Genomic DNA, 21,868 nt, shown 5'->3' on the forward strand with positions numbered 1-21,868 from the left:
CACATGCATGACGAACGCCGCCGCATCGAGGAGCGCGTCGCACGCATCCTGGAGCAGCGCATCCAGCCCGCCGTCTACGCCGCGGCCCTCCCCCTCTCCCTCGCGGCCTGGGAAGCGCCGGACGAGCCGGTGCCGTTCGCCGAGGCGGCGTCCCAGTCGTACGAGCCCTTCGCCATGGGCACCCGGTGGGGGCCGCCGTGGGGCACGACCTGGTTCCGGGTCCGCGGCGAGGTCCCCGCCGCCTGGGCGGGGCGCCGCGTCGAGACCGTCTTCGACCTCGGCTTCGTCGGCGGCTCGCCCGGTACTCAGGCCGAGGCCCTGGTCCACACCCTGGACGGCAGCCCGCTCAAGGCAGTCAACCCGCAGAATCAGTACGTACCGGTCGCCCGTCCGGCGGCGGGCGGGGAGCGGGTCGACTACCTCATCGAGGCCGCGTCCAACCCCGACATCCTCGCCGACGGCTTCGTCCCGACCCCCCTCGGCGACAAGGCGACAGCGGGCCGCGAGCCGTTGTACACCTTCGCCCGCGCCGATCTCGCCGTACTGGACGAGGAGGTGTGGCACCTCGGGCTCGATATCCAGGTACTGCGCGAACTGATGCTGGAGCTCGGCGAACACGAGCCGCGACGGCACGAGATCACGCACGCGCTGGACCACGCGCTCGACGCCCTGGACCTGGACGACATCTCCGGCACGGCAGCGGATGTACGGGAACTGCTGCGGCCGGTGCTCACCCGGCCCGCGCACGCGAGCGCGCACACCATTTCGGCGGTCGGCCACGCCCATATCGACACTGCCTGGCTCTGGCCGATGCGGGAGACCAAGCGCAAGACCTCCCGCACTTTCTCGAACGTCACGGCGCTGGCGGAGGAGTACGAGGAGTTCGTCTTCGCCTGCTCGCAGGCCCAGCAGTACGCATGGGTCCGCGACCACTGCCCCAAGGTGTGGGAGCGCATCAAGAAGGCCGTCGCGGACGGTCAGTGGGCACCGGTCGGCGGTATGTGGGTGGAGTCCGACGGCAATCTGCCCGGCGGCGAGGCCGTCGCCCGCCAGTTCGTCCACGGCAAGCGCTTCTTCATCGAGCACTTCGGCATCGAGACGAAGGGCGTCTGGCTGCCGGACTCCTTCGGCTACAACGCGGCCTATCCGCAACTGGCGAAGCTGGCGGGCAACGAGTGGTTCCTCACCCAGAAACTGTCCTGGAACCAGACCAACAAGCTGCCCCACCACTCCTTCTGGTGGGAGGGCATCGACGGCTCGCGGATCTTCACGCACTTCCCGCCGGTGGACACGTACAACGCGGAGTTCTCCGGCCGTCAGATGGCGCACGCGGTCCGCAACTACCAGGACAAGGGCCGCGGTACGCGCTCGCTCGCGCCGTTCGGGCACGGTGACGGCGGTGGCGGGCCCACCCGCGAGATGATGGAGCGCGCCCGTCGGCTCGCCGACCTCGAAGGCTCCGCCAAGGTCCGGGTCGAGCACCCGGACGCCTTCTTCGCCGCGGCCCGGGAGGAGATCCCGGCCGACCAGGTCTGGTCCGGCGAGCTCTATCTGGAGCTGCACCGCGCCACGTACACCTCGCAGGCCCGCACCAAGCAAGGCAACCGGCGCAGCGAACACCGGCTGCGGGAGGCCGAGTTGTGGGCCACGGCCGCCGCTCTGCACGCCCCGGGCTACGCCTATCCCTACGAGCATCTTGACCGGCTGTGGAAGACGGTGCTGCTGCACCAGTTCCACGACATCCTGCCGGGTTCGTCGATCGCTTGGGTGCACCAGGAGGCGGAGGCGGAGTACGCGCGGGTGGCGCGGGAGTTGGAGGCGCTGACGTCCGAGGCACTGACCGCGCTCGGCGAGGGCACCCCCCATGTGTTCAACACCAGTCCGCGCGCCCGCGCCGAGGTGATCACGGGCCCGGACGGCGACGCCGTCTACACCGAGGTCCCCGCCGGCGGAAGCGCCCCGCTGGGCACCGGGACGGCCCCGCAGCCCGTCTCGGCGGCGGACCGCGTCCTCGACAACGGCCTGGTCCGCGTGGAGTTCGCCGAGGACGGCACCCTGGCATCCGTACGCGATCTCGTCGCCGGCCGCGAAGTCCTCGCCGGCCCCGGCAATCTGCTGCGGCTGCACAGTGACCTGCCCAACTACTGGGACGCCTGGGACATCGACAAGCACTACAAGAACCGCTACACCGATCTGCTCGACCCCGAGTCGGTCGCCGTGGTCGAGAGCGGCCCGCTCCGCGGCGCGGTACGAATCGAGCGCGCCTTCGGCAGGGGCTCGCGCATCGTCCAGACCGTCACGGTCCGGGCCGGCAGCCGCCGTATCGACGTCGAGACCGAGATCGACTGGCACGAGGCCGAGAAGATCCTCAAAGCCGCCTTCCCGGTCGACGTCCGCGCCGAACGGTCCACGGCGGAGATCCAGTTCGGCCATGTCCACCGCCCGACCCATACCAACACCAGCTGGGAAGCGGCCCGTTTCGAGGTCTCCGGGCACCGGTGGGTGCATGTCGGCGAGCCGGGCTACGGCGTCGCGGTCATCAATGACGCGACGTACGGACACGATGTCACCCGCACCACCCGCGACGACGGCGGGACGACCACCACGGTCCGCCTCAGCCTGGTCCGGGCACCCCGCGTCCCGGACCCCGGGGCCGACCAGGGCATGCACCGCTTCACCTACGCACTGCTGCCGGGCGCCACGGTCGAGGACGCGATCGCGGAGGGGTACGCCCTCAATCTGCCGCTGCGCGTCGCGGACGCGGACCGGAGCATCGAGCCGCTGGTGAGCAGCGACAACCCGGCCGTGACCATCGAGGCGGTGAAGCTCGCGGACGACCGCTCGGGCGATGTGGTCGTCCGTCTCTACGAGTCCCACGGCGGCCGGGCGCACGCCACGCTGCGCACGGGCTTCCCGCTGGCAGGAGCGCGGATCACGGACCTGCTGGAGCGGCCGCTGCCCGACGAGCCGGTGTCCGTGGGGGACGACGGCTCAGTGGCGCTGACGCTGCGGCCGTTCCAGATCCTGACGCTGCGGCTGAATCGCTAGGTCCTGTCCGGTCGATCAGGCCGGATCAGTTGGCCTAGCGCGTGGCCCGGCGCCTGAGGACCACCGACAGGACCACCGCGAGCAGCGCCAGCACGGATGCCGCCCCGCCGATCAGCACAGCCGAGTCGTTCGCCCGCTGCGCCGTGGCCGCGGCGGAACGGCCGATGGGCTCGGCGGGCGGCTGGGCGGCCTGCTGCCCGCCCACAGGGACGTCGGTGGGGGACGCCTGACTGGTGGGGGCCTGGCTCGGCGGCACCTCGGCCGGCGCGGTGTCGGCGGGTGGGGCCACGCTCGGCCCGGTGTCGCCCTGCCGGCTGTCGTTCGACTCCTCGTGGTCGGCCATCACCACGTCGGAGCACGAGTAGTACGTGTCCGGAGTGCTGGAGTTCCGCCAGATCGTGTACAGAACGTGACGGCCGGTGAGCCCCTCGGGCAGCCTGCCGGAAATCCGGTAGGCACCGCCCCTCAGCTCCGGGTTTCTGGCCTTCGCAAACGGCACGGACTGTAGGTCGTCCCACGTCAGCGGTTCGGCGGGATCGTAGCTCTGCCTGGTGAGATACAGGCTGAAGGTTCCCTCGTGCGGGATCGTCGACCGATAGGTGAGCGTGAAGGCCGTTCCGGCCCTCAGGGGCGTCGCCGGCCAGTCCGTACGGGGGAGGTCCAGGCCCTTGTACGCGTCGAGACCCGCGCTGCACAGCTGTCCGTCCGGGATGACCTGCCGGTCTCTGCCGCGGACGCCGGCGAGGCGCAGGTTGTCCCAGTCCTCGAACCCCGATCCGCCGTTGACGGCGATGGCGGCCCGGCAGGCCGCCGACGCCCGCTGCACGCCCTCGGAGCTGCATGCGGCGACCCGGCTGACGGGATCGGTCGGCGCGCCGTGCGCCTGGGCGGCGCCGGCAGCGGCGACGGTGACGGTGAGTGCAAGGGGCACGGCACCGACGAGCGCGACGGCGGCGACGGTGCGACGATGGTCTATCATCCGCGGCAGACCTCCTGGGTGGGCGGGGTGGCCTGCCGTCTAGTACGACATCGCCCGGCGTAGCGTTCATTACGGGCCACAACCCGAGCGGAACGGCCGAAGATCCGTAGAACCGCGCAGGTGGCCGGTTCCGCCCCCGCGCCCTACCGGCCCACACCGGACGTCGGATAGACGTTCCTGGGCGCAGGGCTGTTCCCCCAACCGCGGAGGTATGCCGCATGAACCGAGGACGGACGAGCACCACGACACCCGGCAAGAGCCGCTTCGACGACATCTACAACCGGCCCGATCCGCGCGCCTACTTCCGCCGGCTCGCCCCGCTGCAGTACGAGATTCCGCATCAGGCCCAGGACCCGTTCCGCAGGGCCCGGGCCGAACGGGCCGCGGCCGGGAACACCGGCGGCCCCGTCACGGTCCTCGATCTGTGCTGCTCGTACGGCATCAACGCCGCGCTCCTCAACCACGACCTCACGCTCGCCGAGCTGTACGCGCACTACACGGGCCCGGAGACGCAGTCCCTCACCACCGCCGAACTCATCGACCTGGACAAGGAGTTCTACGCCTCGCGGCGCCGCGAGGACGCGACTCCCGCGATCGGTCTCGACGCCGCGGACCAGGCCGTGCGCTATGCCCTGGCCGTCGGCCTGCTCGACGAGGGGTACGCCGAGAACCTGGAGCAGCACGCGCCCGGTGAGCGGCTGAGGCGCGCCGTCGCGGGCACCGGGCTGATAACGGTCACCGGAGGCATCGGCTACATCACCCGCCGCACCTTCGAAGCACTGCTGGAGTGTGCCGAGATACCCCTCTGGGTCACCGCGTTCGTCCTGCGGACCGTCGACTACGAGCCGGTGATCTCCACTCTGGCCGACTTCGGTCTTGCCACCGAGACGGACCCGGCGAAGACCTATCCGCAGCGGCTGTTCACCGGTTCGGCGGAACAGCGCAATGCCGTCGAGCAGGCCCGTCTGCTGGGTCACGACCCGGCGGGCCTTGAGGCCGAAGGCCGCTACTACACGCGGCTGTACCAGTCCCGCCCCCGCGCTGCCTGACCGGGCGCAGATCGCGGGCGACGGATCGCGGGCGGGCGCAGACGGGGACCAATCGCTAGAATTCGAACATGGGAGAGCGGCCTGTCGCGCCGACTGCGCCCGAACTCGTCCTCGAAACCGACGCGGGCTCCACGGTGATGAGTCCGAGCCGGGACTATCACGTCGGGCGCGACCCCTTGAGCGACATCGTCATCGACGATGCCCGGGTGTCCTGGCACCACGCGGTGCTGCGGCCCGAAGCCGGGCACTGGACGATCGAGGACGAGGACAGCACCAACGGCACGTTCGCCGACGGCCGTCGGATCCACGAATGGGACGTCGGCCCGGGCAGCGTCATCAGGTTCGGCAATCCCGTGAACGGACCGCGTGCTGTTCTGATCGGCCGGGATCCCCCGGCCGCCGTACTGCGGGGGCCGGACCGCCCGTCCCAGGTCTCCATGCCGTCCGCGACGGGCACGTTCCGGCAGCCGACCACGGTACGGCCGCTGCCGGTGCGCACGGTACGCATCGGACGCGGCACCGACAACGAGCTGGTCATCGACGATCTGGTCGTCTCGCGCAGGCACGCGGAGCTGCAGGCGCATCCTGACGGCACGTACGAGATCGTCGACCTCGGCTCGCACAACGGCACCTACCTCAACGGCCAGCCGGTCGACCGCGCGCCGGTTCTGCCCGGTGACATCGTCGGCATCGGCCACTCCGCCTTCTGTCTCGTCGGCGACGAGCTGCAGGAGTACGTCGACACCGGCGAGGTCTCGCTCGACGTCCAGGACCTGGCGGTGTCGGTGGACCGGGGCCGCAAGACACTGCTCGACCATGTGTCGTTTCCGGTGGGCGAGAAGTGCCTGCTCGCCGTGGTGGGCCCCAGCGGCGCCGGCAAGTCAACGCTTCTCAACGCGCTCACCGGCCTGCGGCCCGCCGACCAGGGCACCGTTCTGTACGACGGACGCGACCTGTACCGCGACTACGCGGAGTTGCGCCAGCGCATCGGACTCGTACCGCAGGACGACATCCTGCACTCGCAGCTCGGTGTGCGCCGTGCCCTGGGCTACGCGGCCGAACTGCGCTTTCCGCAGGACACCGCGAAGGCCGAACGGCAGGCCAGAGTGGCCGAGGTGGTGCGTGAGCTGGGCCTGGAGCAGCGGGTCGGCCAGCCGATCCACAGCCTGTCCGGCGGCCAGCGCAAGCGGGTCAGTGTGGCCCTCGAGCTGCTGACCAAGCCCTCGCTCCTCTTCCTCGACGAGCCGACCTCCGGACTCGACCCCGGCATGGACCGCTCGGTCATGCGGATGCTCCGCGGCCTCGCCGACGACGGTCGCACCGTCATCGTCGTCACGCACAGCGTCCTCAGCCTGGATGTCTGCGACCGGCTGCTGGTGCTGGCGCCCGGTGGCCGGATCGCCTACTACGGGCCGCCGGACGACGCGCTGGCCTTCTTCGGCTTCGAGGAGTGGCCGGAGGCGTTCGAGGCCTTCGAGAACGACCAGGACCGGGACTGGGCGGGTACCTACCGCGAGTCGCCCTTCCACCGGCAGTACATCGCGAACTCCACGACGCAGCCGGTGCTGCCGCAGGACCAGGCGGCCGCCCAGGTCGCGCCGCCGCCGAAGGCACAGAGCTGGGGGACACAGTTGTGGACCCTGGTGCGCCGGTACGCCGCCGCACTCGGCGCCGACCGGACCTTCCTGGTCATCATGGTCGCGCTGCCCTTCGTGATGGGTGCGATGACCCGCGCCCTGGCCGGCAGCACGCTGACCCAGGAGACGGCGATGAACGCGCTGCTCATCCTGTGTGTGGGCGGCGTGCTGACGGGAGCGGCCAACGCCGTGCGGGAGCTGGTCAAGGAACGGGTCATCTACCAGCGTGAACGCGCCGTCGGGCTGTCCAGATCCGCGTATCTGATGTCCAAGGTCGTGGTGCTCGGCACGATCACCGTGCTGCAGGCCATCGTCCTGACCCTGGTCGGGCTCGTCGGCGTCGACCTCTCCGCGCCGGGCGGCGAAGGAGTGCTGATGCCGCCGCTGGTGGAGATCACCCTTGCCGTGGCACTGCTGTCCTTCACCGCGATGATGCTCGGCCTGCTGGTCTCCGCGCTGGTGCGCAAGGAAGAGGTCACGATGCCTCTGCTGGTGCTCCTCGCCATCGTCCAGGTCGTGTTCTGCGGCGCGCTGTTGAAGCTGGACGGGGTCCCCGGGGTCGAGCAGCTGGCGTGGCTGGTGCCTTCCCGGTGGGCGCTGGGGGCGATGGCGGGAACGATCGGGCTGCACCGGATCGTCCCGGGCAAGCTGACGGCCGATCCGCTCTTCGAGCACGACACCGCGGTGTGGCTGCTCAACATGGGCATGATGGTGGTCCTCTCCGTCGTCTTCGGCTACGCGGTCGCGAAGCTGCTGCGCCGCCATGAACCCGCCATCATGCGGAAGTAGGGGCGGGATCACCGATGACGATCGAGGACTTCCGCCCGACACATGTCGTCCCCCGGGACGGCCTGCCCGCCTGGGAGGCCCCGGACGGGTCCCGGCCGACCGAGCCGCTGGACCCGCTGCTGCCGGTACAACTGCTGGAGCGGCGCGGTGACTGGGGGCAGATCCTGTGCGCGAACGGCTGGTCGGCGTGGGTGGATGGCCGGCTGCTGGTCTCCGTACCGCAGGAACCCCCGGCTGCCGGACGGCCGATGGCCCGTACGGCGGATCCGCGGCCGCTGATGGCACGCGTCGAGGAGACCTTGGGCCAGTACCGCAGCGCGGCGGAGGACCTGGCGGCCGGGCGGACGGACGGCGAGACCTTCCACCGCCGGACGCGGGGGCTGCGCGTGGGCATGGTCGTAGAGGGTGAGTCGGTCTGGCTGTACGACGCCGAGCACGAGCGGTGGGTCTACTGCGACGGGACACGGCTTCGGACCTACGCCACGCCGTCGGGGCCCGCGGCCGGGACATCACCGTCGGGGACCGGTACCGCGGCACCGGCGGAAGCGACGCGAGTGGTCGGCCCGGGCGAGGTCGCGCCCGAGCCGGGCAGGGCGGAGGAGACCCGTCCGTTGCCACCCGTCGGGGACTCCCCCGCCCATCCGCCCACGTGGCCCGGTGAGCCCTGATGACCGGTGCCCCGCGTGACGACGGCCTGCCCACCGGAAGGCCCTCGGAGCTGCTCGGGAAGCAGATCGCGGGTTATCTCGTCGAGAGCGAGATCGGCCGCGGCGGCATGGCGGTCGTCTACCGCGCCAAGGATCTGCGGCTCGACCGCACCGTCGCGCTGAAGCTGCTCGCCCCCGAACTCGCCCGCAACGACACCTTCCGCAAGCGTTTCACGCACGAGTCACGGGTCGCCGCCGCCATCGACCACCCGCACATCGTGCCGGTCTTCGAGGCCGGTGAGACCGACGGCATTCTCTACATCGCCATGCGCTTTGTCGCCGGACAGGATCTGCGGGCCCTCCTGGACCGCAAGGGGCCGCTCTCGGTACGTGCGGCCGGCCGGATCGCCGCGCAGGTGGCATCCGCGCTCGACGCCGCGCACGACCACGATCTGGTGCACCGGGACGTCAAACCGGGCAACATCCTGGTCGCGGCGGGCACGGACAGCGACCACCCCGAGCACGTCTACCTCACCGACTTCGGGCTGACGAAGAAGTCGCTGTCGCTGACCGGGTTCACCACGGTCGGCCAGTTCGTCGGGACCCTCGACTATGTGGCCCCGGAGCAGATCTCGGGCCGCCCGGTGGACGGCCGGTGCGACGTGTACAGCCTGGCCTGTGTCGTCTACGAGATGATGGCGGGGGCCCCGCCCTTCCAGCGGGACGACGACATGGCGCTGTTGTGGGCCCATCAGTACGATCCCCCGCCGCCGCTGACCGAACGGCGCCCCGATCTCCCGGCCGCGGTCGACGGCGTACTGGCGCGGGCTCTCGCCAAGTCGCCCGACGAGCGCTACGACAGCTGCCTCGCGTTCGTGTCCGCGCTGCGCCTCGCGGGCACGGTACGGGATGCGGGTGGCGGCCATCCGCCGACGCAGGTGGATGTCCGCGTGGCCAAGCCGGTTCAGGAACCCGGGCCGCCGCCGCTGCCGCCGCGCTGGGCGAGGCCGGTGTTCCCCGGGCTCGGGCCCGGTCTGTGACGGCTGTCCGGCCGGCGGATCAGACCTCGCCCCTGCGGTGCACGCGGGAGGCGAGCAGACTGCCGAGGAAGCCGGTGACCAGTCCCCACAGGACGGCCAGGCCGAGCGCGGCCCACAGCTGCGGCTTCAGCGTCACCACTCCGCTCAGGCCGCCGTCGAGGTCGCCGATGCCCAGCAGGGACAGGCCGTAGCGAGCGTTGACCGGAACGACGAGGCAGATGGTCAGCACCGTGAGGGTCAGCCCCACGGCCATGTGAACGGCGTGCTGCCAGGCCCGCATCCGGGCAGGTGAGCGCACGGCCATCACGAACGCGGCACCCAGCACCAGGACCGCGGCCACGACGACGAGCCACCACGCCCGCTCGTCGTAGTCGGCGAGCGAGCCGACATTGAGTGTGGAGTCCTCGGGCGTACGCAGAACCGAGTCGAGCACCTGCGGCATGGGCAGCCCGAAGGGTCCCTCGACCCGTCCCTCCCACGAGGCGCCGAGACCGAGAGTGAGGGCGAGCCAGACGAGGTTGGGCAGTCCGAGCAGGATCACGGCGAAGGTCTCGGCGGCGTGCCCCCGGGTCGCCGCGACGACGAGTCCGATGACCACTCCTACGACGACGTAGGCGAGCAGCAGCACGACCATGGCGAAGGCGGCCGGGCGCACCGACTCCTGGAAGCGCACCAGTCGGGTGGGGAGCGGTGCTTTGCGCGACACGAGCAGGGCGAGGACGAGGAGGCCCGCGAGCCAGACCAGGCCGAGGACGAGCGTGAGCGGGATGTCGGCGCGGAAGCCGACCTGGGGGGAGGCGTCCAGCAGGTCGCCGATGTCGCCGATGGTTCCTTCCCCGAGCGGGATGTCGAAGGTGTGGCGGGCCAGGGCCGCGAGGCCGATGAGCGCCAGCGCCCACAGCACCGCCAAGCGGGCCGCCCAGCCGACGAGTTCGCGGGTCCCGGCGACGGCACGGTTGCGCAGCGGCCGCAGAAAACCGGCGGCGATGACGAGGGCTCCGGCGAGGGTGACCGACAGTGGCAGCACATCGAGGTCGGCCTGGGTGTCGGCGATGAATCCGGCGTCGCCCGAGAGTTCCACGGAGCCGCCGACGGCCATGACGACCACGGCCGCGGCGACGCTCCCGAAGGCATTCCCGGGGAGGTCGGCGGCACCGGCGGCCCACAGGCCGAGTGCGGCGGTGGCGAAGAGGGCGATCACCCCTGCGAGCACCGCCACCAGGGCGTCGCCCCAGCCGGGGGAGGCACGCGTCGTACGGCTCCGGCGGCCGGTCTCCTGGAAGCTCACGCTGCCACGCTATGCAGGGCTGCGGCGCCGCGCCCGCTGTGGTGGGCCGACCGCGTCGGCTTGCGGGCCGTCCAGGTATGGAGCACACAATGGGCTCGGTATGCGTGATATTGGGCATTTTTTGTTTTTGCCAGCATTCACTGGCATCGCTGTGCCGAGTTCCGGCGCTGACGCACTCCTGCGCCGGATGTTCCTACGCTGGAAGGAAGGGCCCGTGAGCGCCCAACCGCCGTCGTCCGACCGCCCCACAGGACCCCCGTCCGGCCCCCTCTCGGGCCCGACGCAGCAGACCCCGACGCCTCCGCCCGGCACTCCCCCGGGACCCCCGACCGGTGGTGGCGGCGGCGGACCGGGCGGCTCCGGAGGCGGCGGTGGACCGGGCGGTCCCGGAGGAGGCGGGCAGACACAGGGCCCGGGCGGGGAGCCCGAACGCCCCTGGTGGCGGTCGGTCCCCAGAATCGCGACGATCGCCGCCGCGCTGGTCGCCGTCGTGGCTCTGACCCTGGTCCTGACGCGCCCCGGAGGAGGCGGCACGGCCGCAGCCGGGGAGATCGTCAGAGACCCCGTCAACGCGGCGGGCGATGATCCGTACACGCCCCCGTCGACGGACAAGGAGCCCCCTCCCACGGACCAGCCCGCCCCGCCGGCGGGAAAGCTGAGCGGCTCGGATGCCGGCGTGTACGGCGGAACACGGCAGGTGGCCAGTTGCAACGTGGAGAAACAGATCGGATATCTCTCCGCGGCTCCGGCCAAGAACAGCGCGTTCGCCTCCGTCCTGGGCATCAGCCCCGGCCAGGTGCCCGGCTATCTGCGCTCGCTGACACCCCTTCGGCTCAGCTACGACACCCGGGTCACCAACCACGGCTACAAGGACGGCGGCCCCACCACGTATCAGTCGGTGCTGCAGGCGGGTACGGCCGTCCTCGTCGACGACCACGGCGTTCCGCGCGTGCGCTGCGCATGCGGCAATCCGCTGCTGGAGCCGAAAAAGGTGCAGGGCGACGCCCGGCTGACGGGCCCCACGTGGTCCGGCTTCCAGACCACGAAGGTGGTGCAGGTTCAGCCCTCCGTCACCGTGATCAACGTCTTTGTCGTCTTCGACCCGAACCAGGGGGACTGGTTCGTGCGGAAGTCCGGTGACCAGCACGGACGCCACGACAAGAAGGTCCCGCCGCCCGTGACCCGGCCGCCCACGTCGCCGTCCCCGAACACGTCCTCGCCGTCGGCGGGCGTGTCGTCGCCCTGCCCGCCCCCGGCTGAGCCCTCGCCCGGGTCGAGCAGCCCCTGCCCCCCGACGTCGCCTTCCTCGAAGCCCCCGTCGCCCGAGTCCCCCTCGTCCTCCTCGCCTTCGTCGGAGCCGCCGTCGTCGGAACAACCGGAGTCGGGCTCGTCGGCCCCTGAGTCGCCCAGCGGCTCATCGGCCTCGCAGCCCGACGCGGCCTCCTCGTCCCCGCCTGTGAGCTAGGCCGTGTTTTAGAACTAGCGCCGTCCGCCCGTAGGGCGGGGCTCGCGGCGTCTGGTGCGTGCAATCGCAAGGCGGAGGATCATCCTCGTACTGGACGTACTTGGATGACTCCGACAACGCAGCGAGTGCGCGTGCCAGGCGTCGCGGGCCAGGCGGGAGTTCTAAAACACGGCCTAGGGCGACCGCCCGGCGCCGCTACCCGAGTTCGAGCGTCGTGACGCCGAAGGTGCGCTCCGCCCGGATCTCGGGGACCGGCCCGCTGTACATGCGCACCGTGTGCGAGCGCGCTTCGAGACCGCGCGCCGTGGCCAGGGCACCAGCGGCGTGCTGGGGTTCGGGGATGTCGATGGAGACCTCGTCCTCGGGCCCGAGATGCGCGGTGAGGGCGTCGAAGAGAGCTTCGGCGTCCTCGGGCGTGTCGGCGAACAGCGGCCCGATGCGATGGCCGTCGCGGGCCGGGCGGATCACTCCGTAGCCGCTGATGTGTCCCTCGCGCAGGCGGGCGTAGGCGACATGTCCCGCAGCGGTGAGCCAGCGCGCGACGAAGGCCCGCCGGTCGGCGGGGAAGCACTGCCGGTCGTACGCCGCGATCGCGTCGGCATGGGCCGCGGTGACGGGCACGACATCCGGCGCCGGGGCTGCGGACCGCTCGGGGCGGCCGCCGTAGCGGAGGGTGTCGTTGGCGGACTTGAACCCTGCGCGCATGTAGGTGGGTTGCTGCTCGGGGACCGCGTCCAGTCCGACGGTGCGGGTCCCGGCGTGCGGGAAGGCGGCCCGCCAGGTCGCCAGGCCGAGGCCCTGCCGACGGTGGTCGGGGTGGACGAGGTAGTAGCCGAGGAAGGCGTACTGCTCCGAGTAGTTGACGATCGAGACGGCGGACAGCGTGCGGCCGCCCAGGCGGCCGATGAAGAAGCCCGCGGGATCGGTGGGGTGGAAACAGGCCACGTCGCCGCGGCCGGGATTCCATCCCTCCTCGGCGGCCCACCCCGCCACCTGGTGCCAGTCCTCCAACGAGGCTGCGGTGACGGTGAGTCCGCCCGCGCCGCCGGGAGTGCTCCCGGCGGCGCGCTCGACGGCGGCAGGTGACTGGGGGGCTTCGCCGAGGGGGTTCATACGTTCTTTCGTCCCTTCAGATGATGGCGGGTGCGGCCGCCGTGCGCGGCCTCGGGGTGGTTGTGCCGGGGGCTCAGATCAGGTCCATGGCGGCCACTTCGTCGGGGCTGCCGTAGCTGACCGGCCCCTGGAAGCGGCGGCGGGCGGTGGCGAACCACCACACCGTGGCGATGAACAGCACCACTCCCAGTGCGATCGGCGCGTAGTTGAACGTCGTTCCGGTGATCGGAGAGACCTGGGGCAGCATGAACAGCACGCTGCTGAAGACGATCCAGGTCACCGCGATCACGCCCACCGGCTTGCCCCAACGGCCCAGGTTCCACGGTCCCGGCTGGAAGTCGTCGAGCCGCAGCCGCAGGAAGATCGGCACTCCGTAGGCGAGATAGAGCCCGACGACATTGACGCTCACAATGGCGGTGAAGGCCGTGTGGGACCACCAGGCGGGAATGATCAGCGCCATGGAGCAGGCCGCGGCGAGCCACACCGCATTGACCGGCGTACGGGTCCGCAGGGACACCGAATGCCACCAACGGGAGCCGGGCATCGCCCCGTCGCGCGAGAAGGCGAAGATCTGGCGTGTATTGCTGGTCATGTTGGCGAGCCCGCAGAAGAGCATGGCGCCGATCACGATCAGCAGAAGCAGCTTCGCCGTGCCCATGCCGAGCGCATCGATGAGAATCTGCACCGGGGGCGCCGCGGCGCTCGCTTCGGCCGCGTAATCCTGGATCGCGTACACCAGAGCGAGCATGAGGATCAGCCCGGCGCCCGCGGAGTAGGAGATCGCCCGCATGATGCCCTTGGGCGTGTTGACCGTCGCCTTCACGGTCTCCTCGGACATGTGGAAACTGCCGTCGAAACCGGTGAAGGTCCAGCTGGTCACGAGCAGACCCAGCATTGCGGCGTAGATGCCATTGGTGAAACCAGTGTTGTTCGCGAAATGGGTGACGAACGAGGCCGACTGATGGTGCGCCGGTTTCACGGTCAGGGCGACGACGATCACCACCATGCCGACCAGCAGCCACCACACGGAGATCCGGTTGAGGGCGGCGACCAGTTGCACCGTGTACGTGTTGGCCAGCGCCTGGAGGACCAGGATCACCGCCGTGATGAGCACCGTGCGCTGCGCCGTGACGTCGTAGCCCGGCCACTGCATGACTATGAAGGCCTGGATGAAGGTGGCCGCGGCGTAACCGGTCGCGGCGGTGCCGCCCACCTGGCCCACGAAGTTCAGCCAGCCCGTGTACCAGGACCAGGCTCCGCGGTGGCGCTTGGCGAGCTTGCCCGCGGAGAAGTACAGCGCGCCGCTCGTCGGGTAGGCGGAGGCGATTTCACCCATCGCCGCGCCGACGAACAGCACCATGACCGACACGCCGATCCAGCCGAAGACAAGGATCCGGGGCCCGCCCGCGCCCATGCCGAAGCCGAAGGCCGAGAAGATCCCGGAGATGATGTTGATGATGGTGAAGGAGATGGCGAAATTGTCGAACGCCCGGAATCTGCGGGTGAGTTTCCTGGGGTAGCCCATGGCGTGCAGTGTCGCGTCGTCGTCGAGGGTGACCGACTCCGCATCCTGACGGTATTTCGAGCGAAGGACAGACGTACGCTCGGACACAATCGCAGCCTTTCTCATTGGGGGTGAGAGAACTGATCGGCTTCATTGAGGGGACAACTCGTGCGGCAATATCAGGCCGCACTGGGAATGGGGAGCCCGCAGGAGCGTCTCGCTCGGGTCAACTGGTCCGCCGGGGCACCGAATGCACTCCACGGCATACGCGAGGCATAGGGTCCCATCGCCGTGAGCACCTCCCGGGCCTCGAATTCGCGCTTCGCCATGTAGAGCGCGTGGGCCAGATACGAGAGGTCGAGTACGGGAGTGAAGCGGTAGTCGGCAACCCGGGGGAACCAGTTGTTGTAGCTGCCCGTCGCAGCGGCCAGCCACTGGGGCTGTTCCCAGGTGCGGTCGGCCAGCAGGGCCGAGGCGTCGTAGTCCTCGACGAGGGCGACCAGCGGCAGCAGCCTCAACGCGGAGGAGGCGGGGGCCCGGTGGCTGAGGAAGGAGGCGACGTCCCAGCGCGCACTCGCCGTGCCGCCGTGGCGGGTGAAGAAGAAGGCAAGAAATCGGTGGTGCGCCTCGCGGTGCCAGGGGTCCAGCCGGAGGATGTGGGCGAATAACTGCCAGGGTCCCGGCGGCGCGGTCAGCAAGCCGTTGGGGGCCGGATCCCGGGGGCGCCTGAGGCGGGACAGGGCCAGTTGGGCAACCCACGGAGTGGGGTCCTGCGGCAGCATCTGCGCCGCCCGTTCGCTTGCCGCCTGCGCTATCCCCACGAGCGTTCCCGCCCGTCGGTCATGGGCATCGGCCATCCGTAACGCCCGGAGCATCGCCACGCGCGCCCACAGCAGGGCCGCTTCCGGGCCCGGCTCCTCGTCCAGCCACCGCTCGGCAAGATCGGAGTCCGCCGCCTCGGACGCCAGCACCAGGGAGCGATGGGCCCGCACTTCGAAATCGTGGCGCGCGTCCAGGAGGGCTTCGTGCGCGCTCAGGTACCGGCCGGCCTTCACATCGATACAGGCCTGAGCCAACTGGCGGTCATCGGCAGCCGGATGCCAGACATACTGCCCCTCGAACGAGCCAGCAGCCATGAACCCCTCCCCGCTCCTGCAGACGACACCACCCATGCACAGATTCCGGCCACGCAGAATTAGCCGGATCCCTTCCATTGATCCACGGCAGCGAGCACACCCTACTCACCAACAAGTCATATCGAAAACAGCAGTCCGGATGATCCACCGCCAACTCATTCAGGATTGCACTAACCGGACCGCAGTCTCTTTTACACCCCCAACTCGCGGGACATCCGTATGGCATATGCACTTCTCCGCGAGATCTCCGGGGCGGAATCCCGGCGCCCCGCCCGACGCCCCGAAGCGCCCGTGCATACCCCCTTGACAACGATGTCCATCAGTGGTCCAGTCCTCCAGCCCTCGGTGCCCTGCCATTGGAGGCGGCGCCGACGACTACGCCCGGATGAAGTCGAGCAGATCGGCGTTGAAGGCCTGCTCGTAGTCGCCGGTCAGACCGTGCGGCGCACCGGGGTAGACCTTGAGCGTCGCGTCCTTGACGAGCTGTACGGACTTGTGGGCCGCAGCGACGATGGGCACGATCTGGTCGTCGTCGCCGTGGGCGACGAGGGTGGGGACGTCGATCCGCTTCAGATCCTCGGTGAAGTCGGTCTCCGAGAACTGGGCGACGCAGTCGTACGCGGCCTTCAGCCCACACTGCATGCTCTGCAGCCAGAACGCGTCCCGCGTGCCCTGGGAGACGGACGAGCCGGGCCGGTTCGCCCCGTAGAAGCTCTCGCTGAGGTCCTTGTAGAACTGCGACCGGTCGCCCTCGACTCCCGCCCGGATGCCGTCGAAGACGTCGATGGGCAGACCTTCCGGATTGGCGTCGGTCTTCAGCATCAGCGGAGGTACGGCGCCGAGGAGTACGGCCTTGGCCACGCGGGCCGTGCCGTGTCTGCCGATGTAGCGGGCCACTTCGCCGCCGCCGGTCGAGTGCCCGACCAGGATGACCTCGTTGAGATTGAGGGACTCGATCAGCTGGGCGAGATCATCGGCGTACGTGTCCATGTCGTTGCCCTGCCAGGGCTGGCCGGAGCGGCCGTGACCGCGCCGGTCGTGAGCGACGGCGCGGAAGCCGTTCTCGGCGACCAGCCGCAACTGTCCGTCCCAGGCGTCGGCGTTGAGCGGCCAGCCGTGGCTGAAGACGACAGGCTGCCCGCTGCCCCAGTCCTTGTAATAGATCTCGGTGCCGTCGGTGGTCGTAAAGCTGCTCATGAGCTGCTGTCCTCTCGCTCGGACGAAGCGGCGTACGCAGGTGAGAGCGGTATTGGCGACCTGGGCCTCCGCCCACGGGTTGAGGGCTCCTTCACCTCATCGTCGCTCACGGCGCTCGCGAACGCGTACTGGGGCGGAGACACCTGGTATCGGTCATATGTTTGCGTTTCAACGTATGCAGGACGCACCGATCGCCTGGCTATCGTGATGCCCTGTCACCGACAACCGGAGCAGTTGTGCCCAATACGGAAGAACTGGCGGACCGGCCGCTGAGCGGGCAGGCCGTCGCGCCAAACCCCAGGACCGCGCCTGACCGCCTGGTGCCCTCTGTAGTCGTCGCCGGAGCGGTCTCGCTGTTTCTCCTCGTGGCGCTCGGCCGACTGCTCGGCGCCGACCAGTGGCTCACGCAGCCCGGCTTCCGGGCCTGGCAGACGATCTGCGTGGCCATCGCCGTACAGGCGCTGCCGTTCCTCCTGCTGGGCACCCTGATCTCCGGCGCCGTCAACGCGTTCGTCCCCGCTCATGCCTTCAGCCGGATCCTGCCGCGCAACCCCGCGCTGGCGGTGCCGGTGGCGAGCGCGGCGGGCGTCGTACTGCCCGGCTGCGAGTGCGCCTCGGTGCCGGTCGCAGGCAGCCTGATCCGACGCGGTGTCACACCGGCCGCCGCATTCGCGTTTCTCCTGTCCGCACCCGCGGTCAACCCGGTCGTGCTCGCGGCGACTGCCGTGGCCTTCCCCGGCAGTCCGCAGATGGTCGTCGCGCGGCTGATCGCCTCGCTGGCCACGTCCGCGACCATGGGCTGGCTGTGGCTCAGACTCGGCCGCTCCGAGTGGCTGCGGATGCCGTCCCGGCACACCGGGCATCAGAGCGGCCACAGCCGCTGGGACGAGTTCCGGCTGGGCTTCCAGCACGACTTCCTGCACGCCGGAGGGTTCCTGGTGTTCGGCGCGATGGCTGCCGCCACCTTCAATGTCACCGTGCCGCGCTCGGTGCTCGAGACCTTCTCCGGCTCGGCCTGGATGTCGGTGCTGTTCCTCGCGGGCCTGGCCGTGGTCCTGGCGGTCTGCTCGGAGGCGGACGCCTTTGTGGCCGCCTCGCTGACCGGCTTCTCCCCCACGGCACGGCTGGCGTTCATGGTGGTCGGCCCGATGGTCGACCTCAAGCTGATCGCCCTGCAGGTGGGGACCTTCGGCCGGGCCTTCGCCGTACGCTTCTCGACGGCCACGGCGATCACCGCCGTCGTGTGCAGCGCGCTGACCGGGTGGTGGCTGCTGTGAAGCGCACCCTCCAGGCAGGACTGCTCCTGCTCACCGGGGCCGGAGTGCTGCGGGTCTCCCTCTTCAGCGACATCGTCCTGCGGTACGTCAAGGCGGGACTGCAGCCGTACGTGATCGCCTCGGGTGTCTGCCTGATGGCGCTCGGCCTGATCGGCGCGGTGCGCGACAGACCCGGAAGGGACGGACCCGCCAAGGACGGAGCCGGCCATGAGCACGGGCAGGAGCAGGTTCAGGAGCAGGTTCACGGGCACGATCACGAGCACGGACATGATCACTCGCACGGTCCCCGCATCGCGTGGCTGCTGCTCCTGCCCGCGCTCGCCCTGCTGTTCTACGCGCCCCCCGCACTCGGCTCGTACACGGCCGCACGCGACAACGCCAAGGTCGTCGAGGACTACGACCGCTTCGAACCGCTGCCGGCGCACGGCCCCGCGCCTCTCTCGCTGACGGAGTTCATCGCCCGGGCGCAGCAGGACGACCACCAGGCCCTCAAGGACCGCACCGTGCTCCTGTCGGGCTTTGTCACACCGGGCAAGAACGGCACCTGGGATCTCACCCGGCTGCTGGTGGCCTGCTGCGCCGCCGACTCCCAGTCCCTGACGGTCACGATGCACGGCGTGCAGGCGCCGCCCGCCGACACCTGGGTGAAGGTCACCGGCACCTGGCATCGCGAGGGCACTCTCGGGACCCCTTCCGCGGCTCTCGCCCTGGACGTCACCTCCCTGCGGAGGATCCCGCAGCCTCCCAGCCCCTACCTGGACCGGGCTCCCGCGATCGACTCCTGAGCCGCGCGATCAGCCCCGCGAGCGTGCCGGAGCACGGCGCTTGTTTCCAGACAGTCAGTCCGTGGGAACGATGCCCCGGGCGATGCCCAGGTCCACCAAGTCCTGCGGGCGCAGCCGGAGTTGTTCGGCGGTCGCGCGCGCCTGATCCGGCCCGCGTTTGAGGATCGCCGCGGCCAGCTCCGGTGCGATGACGGAGAAGTAACTGTCCGGCGTGGCCCAGGTGTTGCCGGGTGAGGCGAGCGCAAGCGCCCCGCCCGATCCGCCCTCGCCGATCACGAGCGTGGTGACCGGCACACGGGCGGCGGCCACGGCGGCGAAGACGTCCGCGATCGCGGGTCCCGCTCCCGCGTGTTCCGCCGCGGCGTCATTGGCGGCGCCCGGCGTGTCGATCAGGGTGAGCACCGGTACGCCGAGACGGCCGGCGAGCCGGATCAGCCGGGCCGCGGTCCGGTAGCCGACCGGGAGGGTCGCGGTGCCGCACTGGGCCGCGTAGGCGATGGCCCGTCCCTCGCGGAGTCCGAAGCCGCACAGTATGCCCGGGTCGACGCCTCCGCACCGGTCGCCGCTGATGGTCTCGCGTGTCTCGAAGTACGCGTCGAGGTAGGCGGGCGCCCGCGGGCGGTCGGCGGAGCGGGCGTTCTGGACGGCTTCCCAGCCGGTGGCGGGGAGTTCGGCGCGGCCCAGGGCGCGGGGCGGCCGGGCCGGTGCGTCGGAAGGGGCGGTGAGCAGCGTCAGCCAGCGGCCCATCTTCTCGCGCAGCTCCTCCTGGCGTACGACCGCGTCGACATGGCCCGCGGCCAGCTGAGCCTCCGCCGTGTAGGCAGCCGGGTCGGCGTCCGCAGGGCGTACCCGCGAGCCCGCGAAGCCGATCTGGGCGCCGGGCAGCGCCAGGACGACATCCGCGCCGGCGCCCAGGGTGGCCCAGCCGCCGCCCGTCGACGGGTCGCGCACCACCGCGATCTGGGGCAGTCCCGCGGCGCGTGTGAGCGTGGACTGCCGTGCCACGCGCTGGAGTTGGACCAGCGCGCGCATGCCCTCCTGCATCCGGCTGCCGCCGGTTGCGATCAGCGAGACGACGGGCAGCCGCCGCTCGCGCGCATGCGTGTATGCCGCCTCCAGCCGGTCGCCGGTGCGCTCCCCGAGCGATCCGCCGAGGAAGCCGAACTCGAAGGAGATCAGCACCGCTTCGGTCTCGCCGACGGTTCCGGTGCCACAGACCACCGACTCGTTCTCGCCGGTGCGCAGCGCGGCACGGGCGTGCTGCTCGTCGTAGCCCTGCCAGGCGATCGGACCATCGGGCGCGATCGGACCGTCGGGCGCGGAAGTGCCGTCGGGCGCGGAAGTGCCGTCGGGCGCGGGCAGTTCGGTGAAGGCGGAGGCCACCCGGGTGATGGCCTCGCGTGCCGTGAGCCGCTCAGCCATGGAGCGCCCGCTTCATGATCTTGCCCATGTCGTTGCGGGGCAGGGTGTCGAGGAAGCGCACGTCGCGCGGGCGCTTGTGCGGGGCGAGTTGGGCCGCGACATGCGCGGACAGCTCTTCGGGGGCGGGTGGCTCGGCCGGGTCCGCCGGCACGATCCAGGCGACGATCCGCTCGCCGAGATCCGCGTCGGGCTCGCCCGTCACGGCTGCCTCGCGGACGCCGGGATGGTCGAGCAGCGCGTTCTCGATCTCGCCCGCGCCGATCTTGTAACCGCCGCTCTTGATGAGGTCGGTGGCCTTGCGGCCGACGATCCGCACATAGCCGTCGGCGTCGAGGCTCGCCATGTCTCCCGTACGGAACCAGCCGTCGTCGAACGCCGCCTCGGTCGCGTCGGGCCGGTTCAGATACTGCGTGAAGAGGTTGGGCCCGCGCACCTGGATCTCGCCGATGCCGTCGCTCTCGTCGACCAGCCGGAACTCAACTCCCTTGAGGGGCACACCGACCGTCCCCGGGCGCGGCTCGCCGTCGGCGCGTACGGAAGTGCTCATGAGCGTCTCCGTCATCCCGTAGCGCTCTATGACCCGGCGGCCGGTCGCCGCGGCGATCCGCTCATGGTCGTGCACGGGCAACGCGGCCGATCCGGAGACCAGCAGCCTGGCCCCGGCCAGTGCCTTCACCAGCTGCGGATCGCCGGGCAGTGCCTCGGCGATGCGGTGGTACATCGTCGGTACGCCGAAGAGCATCGTGGCGCCGGACGCCAGTTCGCGTGCCACGCCCTGCGTGCTGAACCGCCCCAGGTGCCGCACCTCGCCGCCGCGGCGCAGCGGCCCCAGGATGCCGAGGATCAGCCCGTGGACATGGAACAGCGGCAACCCGTGCACCAGAACGTCGTCGGCGGTCCACTGCCAGGCGTCCTCCAGCGCGTCGAGTGTCGAGGTGATCGCCCGGCGCGGCAGGACGGCACCCTTGGGCGGTCCGGTGGTGCCCGAGGTGTAGACGACGAGGGCGGGCGCCTCGGGTGACGGCTCGGGCGGCAGCGGTGTTTCCGGTCCGGTGAGCTCCACGTCCCTGCGCGGCAAGGCGCCCAGGGCCGCGGGCAGTTCGGCGCCCGGCTCGGCCAGCACCAGCGACGGCTCGCTGTCGGAGAGGATGTGCGCCAGTTCACGCTCGCCGGTCTTCGGATTGAGCGGTACGGCGGGCACGCCCGCGAGCAGTGCCGCGACCACACCCACCGCGGTCTCCGGCGTGGGCGTCGCCCACACCGCGACCCTTCGCGCGCCGGCCAGCCCTGCGGCCAGTGAGCCCGCGGCCGCGGCCAGTTCGGCATGGGTCAGGGACCGGTCGCCGAAGCGGAGAGCCGGCAGCGCAGACCTCGCGGCGAGTGCGGGGAAGAGAGGGGACACGCGTCGTACTCCTTGCTGTCGTCGGACCGCTGTCACGATGATCCCTCCTTACGCCGCCCGGTGCCGAAGGAATCGTTCACCGGCCAGGAG

16 protein-coding genes are annotated in these 21,868 nt (G+C 70.6%); 8 read left to right on the top strand and 8 right to left on the bottom strand.

Annotated features, from left to right (window positions below):
- The first annotated feature begins 3 nt into the window (after nt 1–3).
- A complete protein-coding gene (locus OG741_RS05580; RefSeq protein WP_405595704.1) occupies nt 4–3,048 on the top strand; it encodes an alpha-mannosidase in 3,045 nt (1,014 codons plus the stop codon).
- 34 nt (nt 3,049–3,082) lie between these two features.
- On the opposite strand, the gene OG741_RS05585 is transcribed toward OG741_RS05580, so the two are convergent.
- Complete coding sequence (locus OG741_RS05585; RefSeq protein ID WP_405595705.1) at nt 3,083–4,027, bottom strand: lytic polysaccharide monooxygenase; 945 nt, start codon at nt 4,025–4,027, stop codon at nt 3,083–3,085.
- Between the two features lie 218 nt (nt 4,028–4,245).
- Here OG741_RS05585 and OG741_RS05590 point away from each other — a divergent pair, with 218 nt between their 5' ends.
- The 4 genes from OG741_RS05590 to OG741_RS05605 all read left to right on the top strand — a co-directional run bounded on the left by OG741_RS05590 (nt 4,246) and on the right by OG741_RS05605 (nt 9,189).
- Nucleotides 4,246–5,076, top strand: a complete 831-nt coding sequence (locus OG741_RS05590; protein WP_405595706.1) for a hypothetical protein — start codon at nt 4,246–4,248, stop codon at nt 5,074–5,076.
- Between the two features lie 68 nt (nt 5,077–5,144).
- Nucleotides 5,145–7,502: an FHA domain-containing protein gene (locus tag OG741_RS05595; RefSeq protein ID WP_405595707.1), complete on the top strand. Its 2,358-nt coding sequence runs from the start codon at nt 5,145–5,147 to the stop codon at nt 7,500–7,502.
- Nucleotides 7,503–7,516: 14 nt separating this feature from the next.
- A complete protein-coding gene (locus OG741_RS05600; RefSeq protein WP_405595708.1) occupies nt 7,517–8,170 on the top strand; it encodes a hypothetical protein in 654 nt (217 codons plus the stop codon).
- A complete protein-coding gene (locus tag OG741_RS05605) occupies nt 8,170–9,189 on the top strand; it encodes a serine/threonine-protein kinase (protein WP_405595709.1) in 1,020 nt (339 codons plus the stop codon). The genes OG741_RS05600 and OG741_RS05605 overlap by 1 nt, the downstream gene beginning before the upstream one ends.
- Nucleotides 9,190–9,208: 19 nt before the next feature.
- On the opposite strand, the gene OG741_RS05610 is transcribed toward OG741_RS05605, so the two are convergent.
- Entirely contained in the window at nt 9,209–10,477 is a 1,269-nt protein-coding gene (locus OG741_RS05610) for a streptophobe family protein (protein ID WP_405595710.1), read from the bottom strand.
- Nucleotides 10,478–10,691: 214 nt separating this feature from the next.
- On the opposite strand from OG741_RS05610, the gene OG741_RS05615 reads away from it, so the two are divergent.
- Entirely contained in the window at nt 10,692–11,942 is a 1,251-nt protein-coding gene (locus tag OG741_RS05615; protein WP_405595711.1) for a DUF6777 domain-containing protein, read from the top strand.
- 195 nt (nt 11,943–12,137) lie between these two features.
- Here the strand turns inward: OG741_RS05615 and OG741_RS05620 are convergent, their stop codons facing one another.
- The 4 genes from OG741_RS05620 to OG741_RS05635 all read right to left on the bottom strand — a co-directional run bounded on the left by OG741_RS05620 (nt 12,138) and on the right by OG741_RS05635 (nt 16,892).
- Complete coding sequence (locus OG741_RS05620) at nt 12,138–13,055, bottom strand: GNAT family N-acetyltransferase (RefSeq protein ID WP_405595712.1); 918 nt, start codon at nt 13,053–13,055, stop codon at nt 12,138–12,140.
- Nucleotides 13,056–13,128: 73 nt separating this feature from the next.
- Nucleotides 13,129–14,667, bottom strand: coding sequence for an amino acid permease (locus OG741_RS05625; protein ID WP_266487848.1), 1,539 nt, complete (start codon nt 14,665–14,667; stop codon nt 13,129–13,131).
- Nucleotides 14,668–14,738: 71 nt separating this feature from the next.
- Entirely contained in the window at nt 14,739–15,695 is a 957-nt protein-coding gene (locus tag OG741_RS05630; protein WP_405595713.1) for a hypothetical protein, read from the bottom strand.
- A gap of 375 nt (nt 15,696–16,070) precedes the next feature.
- Nucleotides 16,071–16,892, bottom strand: coding sequence for an alpha/beta fold hydrolase (locus tag OG741_RS05635; protein ID WP_405595714.1), 822 nt, complete (start codon nt 16,890–16,892; stop codon nt 16,071–16,073).
- Nucleotides 16,893–17,128: 236 nt separating this feature from the next.
- Here OG741_RS05635 and OG741_RS05640 point away from each other — a divergent pair, with 236 nt between their 5' ends.
- Together OG741_RS05640 and OG741_RS05645 are read left to right on the top strand one after the other, a co-directional pair.
- The gene (locus OG741_RS05640) at nt 17,129–18,169 is read left to right on the top strand and encodes a permease (protein WP_405595715.1); all 1,041 of its coding nucleotides are present in this window, start codon (nt 17,129–17,131) and stop codon (nt 18,167–18,169) included.
- Complete coding sequence (locus OG741_RS05645) at nt 18,166–18,954, top strand: TIGR03943 family putative permease subunit (protein ID WP_405595716.1); 789 nt, start codon at nt 18,166–18,168, stop codon at nt 18,952–18,954. The genes OG741_RS05640 and OG741_RS05645 overlap by 4 nt, the downstream gene beginning before the upstream one ends.
- A gap of 54 nt (nt 18,955–19,008) precedes the next feature.
- On the opposite strand, the gene OG741_RS05650 is transcribed toward OG741_RS05645, so the two are convergent.
- Nucleotides 19,009–20,376, bottom strand: coding sequence for a carboxyl transferase domain-containing protein (locus OG741_RS05650; protein ID WP_405595717.1), 1,368 nt, complete (start codon nt 20,374–20,376; stop codon nt 19,009–19,011).
- Nucleotides 20,369–21,778 carry an acyl-CoA synthetase gene (locus OG741_RS05655; protein ID WP_405595718.1) on the bottom strand — a complete coding sequence of 470 codons (1,410 nt, stop codon included), beginning with the start codon at nt 21,776–21,778 and terminating at the stop codon, nt 20,369–20,371. The genes OG741_RS05650 and OG741_RS05655 overlap by 8 nt, the downstream gene beginning before the upstream one ends.
- Nucleotides 21,779–21,868 lie beyond the last annotated feature (90 nt).

It is taken from the genome of Streptomyces sp. NBC_01410 (assembly GCF_045040195.1).
Classification (GTDB): domain Bacteria; phylum Actinomycetota; class Actinomycetes; order Streptomycetales; family Streptomycetaceae; genus Streptomyces.